Annotated in this window: 9 protein-coding genes; 5 read left to right on the plus strand and 4 right to left on the minus strand. The window is 73.0% G+C overall.

The window, feature by feature from the left end; translation table 11 throughout:
* Positions 1 to 131 precede the first annotated feature (131 nt).
* Positions 132 to 659: an ureidoglycolate lyase gene (locus WMF17_RS02640; protein WP_437647932.1), complete on the minus strand. Its 528-nt coding sequence runs from the start codon at positions 657 to 659 to the stop codon at positions 132 to 134.
* Between the two features lie 251 nt (positions 660 to 910).
* Here WMF17_RS02640 and WMF17_RS02645 point away from each other — a divergent pair, with 251 nt between their 5' ends.
* The 4 genes from WMF17_RS02645 (at position 911) to WMF17_RS02660 (ending at position 4416) form a co-directional block, all read left to right on the plus strand.
* Positions 911 to 1495, plus strand: a complete 585-nt coding sequence (locus tag WMF17_RS02645) for a LemA family protein (protein ID WP_437600395.1) — start codon at positions 911 to 913, stop codon at positions 1493 to 1495.
* Between the two features lie 17 nt (positions 1496 to 1512).
* Positions 1513 to 2304: a TPM domain-containing protein gene (locus WMF17_RS02650; protein WP_437647934.1), complete on the plus strand. Its 792-nt coding sequence runs from the start codon at positions 1513 to 1515 to the stop codon at positions 2302 to 2304.
* Positions 2305 to 2503: 199 nt separating this feature from the next.
* The gene (locus WMF17_RS02655) at positions 2504 to 3715 is read left to right on the plus strand and encodes a thiolase family protein (protein ID WP_437600397.1); all 1212 of its coding nucleotides are present in this window, start codon (positions 2504 to 2506) and stop codon (positions 3713 to 3715) included.
* Positions 3716 to 3846: 131 nt separating this feature from the next.
* Positions 3847 to 4416, plus strand: a complete 570-nt coding sequence (locus WMF17_RS02660) for a peptidylprolyl isomerase (RefSeq protein ID WP_437600398.1) — start codon at positions 3847 to 3849, stop codon at positions 4414 to 4416.
* 194 nt (positions 4417 to 4610) lie between these two features.
* Here WMF17_RS02660 and WMF17_RS02665 read toward each other — a convergent pair whose 3' ends face one another.
* From WMF17_RS02665 to WMF17_RS02675, 3 genes are all read right to left on the minus strand, one after another.
* The gene (locus WMF17_RS02665; RefSeq protein WP_437647936.1) at positions 4611 to 5696 is read right to left on the minus strand and encodes a hypothetical protein; all 1086 of its coding nucleotides are present in this window, start codon (positions 5694 to 5696) and stop codon (positions 4611 to 4613) included.
* 162 nt (positions 5697 to 5858) lie between these two features.
* The gene (locus WMF17_RS02670) at positions 5859 to 6920 is read right to left on the minus strand and encodes a CHAD domain-containing protein (protein WP_437647938.1); all 1062 of its coding nucleotides are present in this window, start codon (positions 6918 to 6920) and stop codon (positions 5859 to 5861) included.
* Positions 6917 to 8608, minus strand: coding sequence for a ribonuclease J (locus WMF17_RS02675; RefSeq protein WP_437647940.1), 1692 nt, complete (start codon positions 8606 to 8608; stop codon positions 6917 to 6919). The genes WMF17_RS02670 and WMF17_RS02675 overlap by 4 nt, the downstream gene beginning before the upstream one ends.
* Positions 8609 to 8931: 323 nt before the next feature.
* Here WMF17_RS02675 and sppA point away from each other — a divergent pair, with 323 nt between their 5' ends.
* On the plus strand, positions 8932 to 10719 hold the full coding sequence (sppA, locus tag WMF17_RS02680; RefSeq protein ID WP_437600404.1) for a signal peptide peptidase SppA: 1788 nt from the start codon (positions 8932 to 8934) through the stop codon (positions 10717 to 10719).
* Positions 10720 to 11170 lie beyond the last annotated feature (451 nt).

Below are 11170 nucleotides of genomic sequence, written 5' to 3' on the forward strand. Positions count from 1 at the left end.
TAGCGCGGCGCGCGCCCGGAGGCTGCGGCGCAGCGCGGCCTTGAGGACCGCCTCCCGCCGCCGCGGTCCCTGCCTGCGGCGCCGGCGCCGCGCTTTGCCGGACCACCGGCGACGGCGGAGCGGTCCGGCGTTCAGGGATCGATCGTGATCGCGACCCGCTCGCCCTCTCCGTACTCGACAACGGCGCAGTCGCCGGGGGAGCCGTCTTCCCAGACCAGGCAGACGAAGTCGACCTCGGCGTCGAGCGCGATCATGGGGTGGTGCCACACGCCGGGGCGATAGGTGATGCCCTGGGCGCCGTGGGCGATGAAGGCTGCGAGCGTCGTGAGGTCGGGCCGGTCGCCGCCCAGGGCGACCACGACCAGGTAGCGCCGCGCGTTCATCGGCACGAACGCCTGCGTCGAGCCGGGGTGCTTCTCGAGCAGCGCGATCGGGAGCGGAAAGCTCGCGCGCGGGGCGCAGCGGAACACCGAGACGTTCAGCGCGGCCTGCGCGGGGCGGAGGTTCTCGATCGCGGCGAGGTGATCGAAGCGACGGGCGGTCGCCTGGTTGGCCGGCCTGCCGGGCTGGCCGTGCGGCGAGGCCATGAGGATGTCGCCGTACGGCGCATAGGCTGCAGGGCTGAGCGAATGGGCTGCGATGCGCGGGCGGTGGCTCATCGGAACGGGCGGCTGTGGCGGTGTGCCACGCGTGTGGCCCTCCTGCGGCGAGAGCGCCGGGCTGCGGGCACGATCACGAGGGCGAAGGGTATCACGTCGCCGGAGTCCCCGCGGCGCGGCGCCCCCGTGAGCGGCACGGGGCCGGGGTCTTGCATGACGTGGATCGACGCCGTCCCCGGCGGGTAATGCAAGCGACCCTGGAGCCACTCATGCGGATTGTTCACAAAGCGACATTTCGGAAGCGCCTCGCGGTGGTTTCCCTCTTCCTGGCGGTGCTCGCCCTCATGACGTCGGTGGTGGGCTGCCAGCGCTACGACCTGCTCGTCGAGAAGGATCAGATCGCGGCCCAGAAGTGGTCGGATCTCGAGGCGAACCTCCAGCGGCGTTACGACCTCGTCCCGAACCTCGTGGCGGTGGTGAAGGGGTCGGCCAAGCATGAGGAGCAGACGCTCTCGAGCGTCGCCGAGGCGCGCGCCCGCGCCACCGGCATCCAGCTCAAGGCCGAGGACCTGACGGATCCCGAGAAGGTGCAGGCCTTCCAGAAGGCGCAGGAGCAGCTCAGCGGCTCGCTCTCGCGGCTCCTCGTGGTGCAGGAGCAATACCCGGACCTCAAGGCCAACCAGAGCTTCCACAGCCTCCAGGTCCAGCTGGAGGGCGTCGAGAACCGGATCCTCCGAGCGCGCGAGGAGTACAACCAGGCAGCGCGCGAGTACAACGCGGAGCTCCTGAAGATCCGGGGCCAGGTGGTGAACAAGGCGACGGGCCAGCCGTTCAAGCCGCGCGTTTATTTCACCGCCTCTCCCGAGGTCCAGTCGGCGCCCAAGGTTTCGTTCTGATGACGAGGGAGGCGGCGATGCGCCAGGTTGTCTCGAGCGGAGCTCGGCTGCGGGCCGTGGCCAGGGCGGTCGCCGCCGCGGTCGCGCTTGTCTGCGCGCTCGTCGCCCGGCCTGCCCTCGCCGACTTCACGCCGCCGCAGCTCACGGGGCACGTCGTCGACACCTCGGGGCGGCTCGGCCCGTCCGATCTCCTTTACCTCGACAAGAAGCTCGACCGCATCCGTCGCCAGACCGGGTTCGAGATCGTCGCCTTCGTGGCGGGATCGCTCGAGGGCGAGACGATCGAGGACGTCGCTTACGAGGCCTTCAACACGTGGCAGCTCGGCCAGCGTGGGGCCGACAACGGCGTCCTCCTGGTGATCGCCCCGTCCGAGCGGCGCGTCCGCATCGAGACGGGGAAGGGCGTGGGCGGGGCGCTCACGGATCTCCAGTCGAACGACATCATCCGGCAGACCATCAACCCGCTGCTCCGGCAGGATCGGTTCCGCGACGCCATCGATCGGGGGACGACCGAGATCGCCCGGACGCTCATCGCCGGGACGCCCGAGCAGGAGCGGCGCCCGGCGCCCGGAACCCAGCCGGCGCCCACCCCGGTCTCGCCGATCAAGATCGGCGTCACCCTGGTCGCCATCGTGGCGGCGCTGCTGCTCGCGCTCATCTCACCCGCCTTCCGCTGGTTCCTGTGGTTCGCCCTGCAAGCGCTCCTCTTCCGAGGCGGCAGAGGCGGCGGAGGCGGCGGCGGAGGGTCCGGGTTCGGCGGTGGCGGTGGCGGTCGCTCCGGCGGCGGCGGATCCAGCGACAGCTACTGAGCCGCTGCGCCGCGCCAGCTCGTCCTGTGCTGAACGGAACGGGCCGCTCGGTCGCCGCGACGTCGGCCCGCGGAGCTGTGCTCCACCGGGCGTGACCCGGCGGGCAGGCGTGACATGGCCGTCGCCCCGGCGAGGAACGAAGGCTCGGCGCGCGCGATCTCCAGGCGGCGCCCCGCCGGGGCGAAGCTACGCTCTCTTCATGGCTGCTGCCCTGCGCCCCGTCTTCATCGTCGACGCCGTCCGGACTCCGATCGCCCGCTACGCCGGCGCCCTGGCGACGGTCCGCCCGGACGATCTTGCCGCCCTCGTCCTCGAGGCGCTCGTGCGCCGCCAGCCTTCGCTCGCGCCGCGGCTCGACCAGGTCGTCCTCGGCGCGACGAACCAGGCCGGAGAGGACAACCGCAACGTCGCGCGCATGGCCGCCCTGCTCGCCGGCCTCCCCTACGAGGTCCCGGGCGTCACGGTGAACCGCCTCTGCGGCTCGGGGCTCGAAGCCGTGGCCGACGCCGCGCGCATGATCGCCACCGGCGAGGCCGATTGCGTGATCGCGGGCGGCGTCGAGAGCATGACGCGCGCGCCGTTCACGATGCCCAAGCAGGCCGAGCGCTTCGACCGGAGCGCGCCGACGGTCCACGATACGACCCTCGGCTGGCGCTACCCGAACCCGAGGATGGCCGCGCGGTTCGAGCTCCTGTCGATGGGGGAGACGGCCGAGAACGTGGCCAAGAAGCACGGCGTCAGCCGCGAGGATCAGGATCGGTTCGCGCTGCTGTCCCACGAGCGCGCCACGCTCGCGTGGGAGTCGGGCGGGTTCGCCGCCGAGGTGGTCCCTGTCCCCGTCCCCCAGAAGAAGGGCGCGCCCGTCCTGTTCGAGCGCGACGAGGCCGTGCGCGCCGATGCTTCGCTCGAGGCGCTCTCGAAGCTCAGGCCGGCGTTCCGCGAGGGCGGCACCGTCACGGCGGGCAACGCGTCGCCCCTCAACGATGGCGCCGCCGCGCTCCTGCTCGCCTCGAGCGACGCCGTGCAGTCCGCCGGGGTGACGCCGCTCGCGCGCGTCGTCGCGACCGCGACCGTGGGGGTGGATCCCAACCTCATGGGCGAGGGGCCGATCCCCGCCGTGAAGAAGCTCCTCCAGCGGACCGGGCTGCGCGTGCCCAACGTGGACCTCTTCGAGCTCAACGAGGCGTTCGCGGCGCAGGCGCTCGCGTGCTCGCGTGCGCTGGAGCTCGATCCGGCGCGCGTCAACGTCCGCGGCGGAGCGATCGCGCTCGGACACCCGATCGGCTGCTCGGGGGCGCGCATCGCGTGCACCCTCGTGCATGCGATGCGCGCGCGCGGCGCCAAGGTCGGGGTCGCCTCGCTGTGCATCGGCGTGGGCCAGGGCATCGCGACGCTCTTCGAGCGCGCCTGAGGTGATTTCGCCGCTCGTTCGCGCCGCCAGATGAGATAAGACCGCCGCAGCAGAACGCAGGAGGGGGTCTCGCGGCTCTCCTCCCTCGGCTGACGGCGCCGCCTCGGCGGCAAGGAACAGGAGAAGGCCCGATGGATTTCCCCCCGATCAATGTGCCCGGCACCGGCCAGCTTCACGCTCGACTCAAGACCTCGCTCGGTGACATCACCCTCCGGCTCGAGGAGCAGCGCGCCCCCGAGACCGTCAAGAACTTCGTCGGCCTCGCCACGGGCGCCATCAACTGGATCGATCCGAAGACCGGCCAGGGGATGCAGGGGACGCCCTGTTACGACGGCGTCCGTTTTCACCGCGTCATCTCGGGGTTCATGATCCAGTGCGGCGATCCGCTCTCGCGCTACCCGGACAAGGCGGCGCTCTGGGGCACGGGCGGCCCGGGCTACAAGTTCGCCGACGAGTTCACCCCCGAGCTGCGGCACGACGGCCCCGGCGTGCTCTCCATGGCGAACTCCGGCAAGAACACGAACGGCGCGCAGTGGTTCATCACCGAGGGGTCGACGCCGCACCTCGACAACCGGCACACGGTGTTCGGCAAGGTCGTGAGCGGGTTGGACGTCGTCCATAACATCGCCAACGTGGCGACCACGCGCGATCGGCCGAATCAGGACGTCGTGATCGAGCGCGTCGAGATCTTCCGGCAGTAGCCGCGTCGAGCGCCGCGCGATGCCGTCCAGCGTCGCGCGGCGCGGCCAGTGCCGCCGGCGGACGGCGGATGGAGAAGGGTTGCGGGAGGTCGGAAGGAAGGCGTAAGTCAGGAAGAACGTTCAACTTTCTTCCGAACCGTCCGCCCTCCTGCGCTCTCCGGGGCACACCGGGAGGCGCGCCGCGCTTCGATCGATCAGCCGGCGCAGCAGACGGTGATTTTGTCCTCGCCTTCCTCGACCTCGCCTGTGGGGGCGCCGCCGCGCGGCCGGCAGCTGCCGCTTCCGCTCACCTCGAGCGACACCGAGGCGGCGGGGGGCGGATCGTCGACGCAGGCCCCGTTGAACGACACGGTCTCGACGGGCGTCCGGCAGCCGGACCTCCTGAAGAGCGTCAGCGTCGCTGCGCAGGCCACGCCGCTCGCGTCGCACGTGCATCGCGTGCAGTCGCGGTCGTCGATCACGGAGCTCGCGAACACGTGTCGCTCGCCGAACTCATCAGGGCAGCGCCGCTCCCCCTCGCGCCAGATGCAGACGCCCTGCTCGAACGGCGCGTCGATCTCGCGCGGGGCGCAGGCCTCGGCGGCCGCGCAGCCGCCGATGTCCGGACCGGGGGCGCACACGACCCCCTCGGTCCCGAAGCGCGGCGGCGGCAAGGTCGCCTCGCCGCCCGACGCGGGGCAGGTCGCCGAGTCCACGTCGGGCGTTTCGGCGCTGTAGCTGCCGGGCTGGAAGTCATCGCCGAGGTTGATGCAGTTCTCGGATCGTACCGGCAGCGTCAAACTCACCCCGTTACACTCGTCGCTCCCGTACACCGTGACCGCCGGTGTCTCGCACGCCACGGTCGGCGCGCCGCACGCGCACGGGCTGCAGGTCGCGGGCGTGTCGAGGACATCACGGCCGCCCACGTCCACCCGCGTGGGGAGGCCCTCGGGGCAGGCGACGTCCGCGGCCGCGGGGCCCTGGTACAGGATGCCGGGCCCTCGCCAGTCCTCGGGCACGGCGACGCACGCGAACCCGCCGCAGTCGTCGTCGGCGCAGTCGACCGCGCCGTCACCGTCGTCGTCGTCGCCGTTCAGGCAGTGCTCGGCCCCGCTTCCGCCGCTGCTCGCGGTGCTCGTGGTCGTCACCTGGCCGCCTCCCTCACCGCCGGCCCCGCCGGAGCCGCTCCCGGACGTCTCCGGAAAGAGCTCGGGCTCGAACTGATCGAAGTCCAGGGTGCAGGCGCTCGCCGCGAGGAGAGCGACGAGCGCGGTGACGCTTTGGAGGGCAGAGCGGCGCAACACGACCTCCGGGATGGCGAGCTTCGCCTCGGTGAATGCAGCGATGGCGACGGTATCACGAACCGCCTGCCGTCATGGCGAGCTCCTCGGTCGGCGAGGCGCCATGCCGTCCGAAGCCTTCGTGCTGCGGCGCTCCTTGCTGCACCGCGCCCGCGCGCCGCGTCACCCAGGCGGGAGCGCCGGAGGCTCGTCCGACCAGAGCGAGGTGAGCGTCTCGAGCTCCTGCGCGAGCTCCTGCGTCGCCTTGCGAGCGAGCCGCGCCCGCTCCGCGTCGAGCGCCTCGACGATGGCCGCGCGCTCGTCGGACGACAGCTCCTCCGCCTTCCTCATCTGTGCGAGCGCCTCATCGACGTCGTGCAGCTGGCCGAGGCGGCGCTGCAGCCGTGACGCGGATTTGGCGATGCGCTCGGCGCGCTCTCCGAGGAGCGGCGAGAACGTCTCCGCGGAGTAGCGCAGCCGCTTGAAGCGGATCCGGAGCGCGTGCATGGCCGCGCCGTCGCTCGGATGGCTCGCGGCGAGCGCGCGCACGTCCTCCAGGGCATCGCCGATCGCCAGCCGCGCGAGCGCCTCGGCGCCGCGCTTCTTCGCCTTCTTGCGCGAGATGCGCCGCTCGAGGCGCGCGAGGTGCCGCTCCAGCCGCAGCCTCCCGCCCTTCGTGGGCGCGTCGGCCCGCGTGGCGCCCACCGGCGCGTAGGCCCGCGTCTCACCGGTGCCGCCCGCCGGCGCCTCGGCCCGCGGCGCGCCCTCGTCGCCCGGGTGGTCGCGCCGGAGCAGCTCGACGATGTGGGCCCTCGCCTCGTGCTCGCGGGGCGAGCGCTGCGCGACCCAGGCGGCGACGGCCGCCCGCGCCGCCTCGCCCAGATCGAGCGCGGTGAGCGTCTCGCGCAGCACCTCCTCGTCGCGCAGCGTCCCGGTCGCCCGCGCGAACTCCCGGAGCCCATCGGCGGCGGGGCGGATCCGCTTTCTGCCGTAGATGCGGCGCGCCGGCTTGAGCAGCGTCCGGAGCCGGCGCAGCGAGACCCGGAAATCGTGCACCGCCTCCGCGTCCGGCTCGGCGTCCTCGCCCTGCGCGCTCGTGGCGACGACGCGCCGCGCATCGGCGCGGACGTTCTCGATGTGGGAGAGCAGCACCGGCCCCAGGAAATCCCGCGCGGAGAGCTTCGCCCGGCCGCCGCCTTTCCCGCCGCCGTCCGCCTTCGGGGCGCCCCCCTCGAGCGGCGTCACAGCCGCGTGAGCGCCACCGTCACCAGCGGTCGCCTCCCGAGCTTCGCCTCGATCGTCCGGCGCGCCGCGAGCCGGGCGACCTCGATGATGTCGTTGTCCCGGCGCCGCGCGCGCGGCTCGCAGTCGTTCACCGCCTGCGCGACCGCGCGCGCCGCGGCCCGCAGCGCGCTGCCCTCGAGCTCCCCGATGACCCCGCGGGCGAGGACCTGCGGCGGCGCCGCGAGGGCGCCGTGCACGTCGACGACCAGCGACACGAAGGCCACCCCGGCGCGACCGAGGTTCGCGCGCTCCCGGAGGACCTCCTCGCCGAGCTCCTGGCCTCCCGCCGTCGCCACGCGGCCGGTGACGGCCCGGCCGCTCCGGCCGAGCGGCTGTGTCTTGCCGATCTCGACGACGTGGCCGTTCTCAGCGACGAGCACCTCGGCCACGCCGCGCTCCCGCGCGAGCGCCGCGTGCCGGGTCAGGTGGTGCAGCGCGCCGTGCACGGGGAGGAAGCTGCGCGGCTGGGTGAGGTCGATCATGCGCGCCTGCTCTGTCCGATGCGCGTGACCGCTCGCGTGCACGCGCCGGTCCGTCGACCACGTCACGAGCTCGACGCCGAGGCGGAGCAGACCGGCCATCATGTCGACGACCGGACGGTCGTTGCCAGGGATGACGCGGCTCGAGAGCACGACCCTGTCCCCCTCTTCGAGGCGCAGCAGCGGGTGCGTCCCCGACGCAAACCGCATCAGCGCGGAGGACCGCTCGGCCTGGGTGCCGCTCGCGACCACGAGGAGCCGCTCGCGCGGCATGGAGGAGGCGACCTCGGGCGGGACGAGCAGGTCGCTCGGCCACGGGAGCCGCCCCACCGCCTGCGCGGCCCGCACGTGCGTCTGCACGCTGCGGCCGAGGAGGCAGATCTTGCGGCGCGCGCGGACCGCGGCCTGGCCGAGGGCGAGCAGGCGCTGGACGTTGGAGGCGAAGACGCCGACCACGACGCGCGCCGGCGCGGTCTCGACGAGCTCCGCGAGCGCGTGGGCGACGTCGCGCTCGCTCCCCGCCTCGCCGGGCGAGTCCACGTTGGTGCTGTCGGACAGGAGCAGCCGGATCCCGGCGTCGCCGAGCGCGCGGAAGCGGGCCTCATCGGTCGGCTCGTTGTCGAGCGGCGTCGGATCGAGCTTGAAGTCCCCGGTGTGGACGACGAGCCCCGCGGTCGTGTGGATCGCGAGCGCCGTGGCGTCGACGATCGAGTGCGTCACGCGGAGCGGCTCCACGACGAAGCCGCCGATGGCGACCTCGCGCCCGACCTGCGTCGGCAGCAGCCGCACCTTGTCCTCGAGCGCGTGCTCCGCGAGCCGGTAGCGCACGAGCTCCAGCGCGTGCGGCGGGCCCCAGACGGGGACGTCGAGGTGCCGCAGGAGGAAGGGCAGCCCGCCGATGTGGTCCTCGTGGCCGTGCGTCAGCACGACGCCGCGCACCCGGTCGCGCAGCGCGAGCACGTGGTCGAAGCGCGGGTGGTACACGTCGACGCCGAGGTCCGAGCTCGGGAACGTCACCCCGCAGTCGATGAGCAGCACGCCATCGGCCTGCTCGAGCGCGAGGCAGTTCATCCCGACCTCGCCGAGCCCTCCGAGAGGCACGAGCCGCAGGGTGGACGGGGCTGGCGGGAGGAGCTGGCTCGGGGCGGGGGCGCTCTGCTCGGGATGCACGTTCGGTGAGGGGGTCTGCCACCCAGGGCGCCGGGGGCCCACGGCCCGCGGCTTGCTGAGCTGGTCTGTAAGAGAGAGGACGGCTTCTCCAAGACCTAGCCGAGATCGGCTCGCCGTCCCCTTCGAAACTTGGAGCGACAGTGTAGCCACAGGGTGGCCCCTTGCGTCACGCTCTCTCTTTCCAGCGCCGACGCGAAGCCTGGCGGCGCGGCGTCGCCCCGCTCGGACCGGTTCCTGCGCACCTTGTCTTCTTCGCCGCCTGACCGCCGCCCGAGGGCGGACGCCGAGCCCCCTTTTCCCCTGAACGTTCCGAGGAGCCACCGGTGATCGCTGCCCTGTTCGTCAATCTCCTCCGCCTGCTGCTGCTCCCGGTCAGCGCGCTTCGCTGGGCGTTTGCTGCACCGCGGGGCGGGTATGTCGTCCTCGAAATCGACGGCCGCGTGGTCGATCTGCAGCCTCCCCGGGTCCGTCTCGGCCTCTGGTGGCGTCCCGGGAAGAGGGCTCCGCTCTCGGTGGAGCGCGTCCGGGAGCTCGGCAAGCACCTGAGGAAGGACCCGCGCCCGGCGGGGCTGCTGCTCCGGATGCGGTCGGTCCATGCGGGGCCTGCGGTGCTCGCCTCGCTGCGGGACGCGCTCCTCGAGATCCGGGCAGGGGGCAAGGACGTCGTGGCGTACCTGCCGAGGGGCGCCGACACAGCGATGCTCCTGCTCGCCTCGGCCGCGCGCGCCGTCGTCGTGGGGCCCGAGACGCTTGTGTCGCCGCTCGGGTTCGCGGTGGAGGGCCGCTACGTGCGCCGCGCGCTGGAGCAGGTCGGCGTCGAGCCCGAGGTGTTCGCGAAGGGCATGTACAAGAACGCCGGCGAGGTGCTCGTGCGCGACACGATGAGCACGGAGCAGCGCGAGCAGGTCGGCGCCCTGCTCGACGCGCGCCTCGGCGACCTGATCGCGGCGCTCGCCCAGGGGCGCCGCGTCGACCGCGAGACGGCCGCGCGGTGGATCGACGAGGCCCCCTACGGCGCGGAGCAGGCCGTGGCGCACGGCATCATCGACGCGGTCGCGTACGAGGACGAGCTCGAGCACATGCTCGCGTCGGGGCTGCTCCCGGGCACGACCGCGCCGCGCCGCGCCGAGGCCTCCGCCGGAGGCTCGGCGGGCGCGGGAGCTCTTGCGGCGGGTCGGGACGCGCGGGTCCGCCTCGTGGCGGCGGGCCGTTACCTGAGCGCGCGGCGCGGGCTGTCGCTGCGGCCGATGCTGCCGCGCCCCATCCTCGGCGTCGTCGAGGTGCACGGCGCGATCGTCAGCCGCGCCCGCTTCCGGGGGGCCTCGCTGGCCAGCGAGGAGCGGCTCGTCGCGAGCCTGCGCGCGGCGCGGCAGAACCCGCGCATCCGGGGGGTCATCCTCCACATCGACTCGCCGGGCGGCTCCGCGCTCGCGTCCGACCGGATCCACCACGAGGTCACGCGGCTCGCCGAGGTGAAGCCGGTCGTGGCGTGCATGTCGAACGTGGCGGCGAGCGGCGGCTACTACGTGGCGGCGGCCGCGCACGCGATCATCGCGCAGCCGCAGACGATCACGGGGAGCATCGGCGTGGTCTCGGCGCGCTTCGCGCTCGGTCCGCTGCTCGAGCGCCTCGGCGTCTCGACCGACGTCGTGAAGCGCGGCGCGCGGGCCGACCTGTTCTCCCCGTCGCGCAGGCTCGACGCGGGGGAGCGGGCGGTGGTGGAGCGCGAGCTCGACGCGATCTACGCGACGTTCCTCCGCGTGGTCGCGCGCGGCCGGAGGCGTCCGGTCGAGGAGATCGAGCCGCTCGCGCAGGGGCGCGTCTACAGCGGCGCCGAGGCGCAGGCGCGCGGGCTCGTCGACATGCTCGGCGGGTTCGAGCGGGCGCTCCACGAGCTGCGTCAGATGATCGGGCCGAAGGCGGCCGCCATCGAGCCGGTGATCGTGCGCGCGTCGCGGTACATCCCGCCTCCGCCGCTGCTGCCGGCGCCGGTGCCGACGCTGCTCGAGCTCGTCGGGCTGCGCGGGGTCGCGGAGGAGGTGGCGCTCGCGATCCACTGCGAAGGGGAGAGGGTGCTCGCGTATTGCGCGGAGGCGACGGAGCTCGGCTAGGACGCGGCGGCCGGGCGGGGTGAAGGTGTGTGGGGGGCGCGCGCTGAGGCCCCGCACGCACCCACACCTCGCTCGGCACCATTCGGGGGACAGGACGGTGTGGAACCCATTCCTGGATGGGGAGGATTTCGTCGGGGAGAAGCTGTGCGCAATCTGTGCGCCCGGTGGGTAGCACCTGTTCAGAACTGCTCAGGGATCGCTACGAATCCCGCGACGAACGGGCAGACCCCATATGTGGGCCCTGTTCGGCCGGAGATCCCAAGATGTAGCGGTTCTCCTTGACGCACGGGCCCTTCGCGGGTTTGACTAGCTCGCGGTCAGGCGCTCCCGAATGTCGGCGCACGCCTTTCAGGCATCGCACCTGGACCTATGCTCACTGGCCGGAACACGGAACGTTTGAGCAGGTAGCAGGGGAGAAGCGACGGGACCTGTGGAGATCCGAGGCGATGAG

The organism is Sorangium sp. So ce362, from assembly GCF_051519845.1.
In the GTDB taxonomy this organism is placed as follows: domain Bacteria; phylum Myxococcota_A; class Polyangia; order Polyangiales; family Polyangiaceae; genus Sorangium.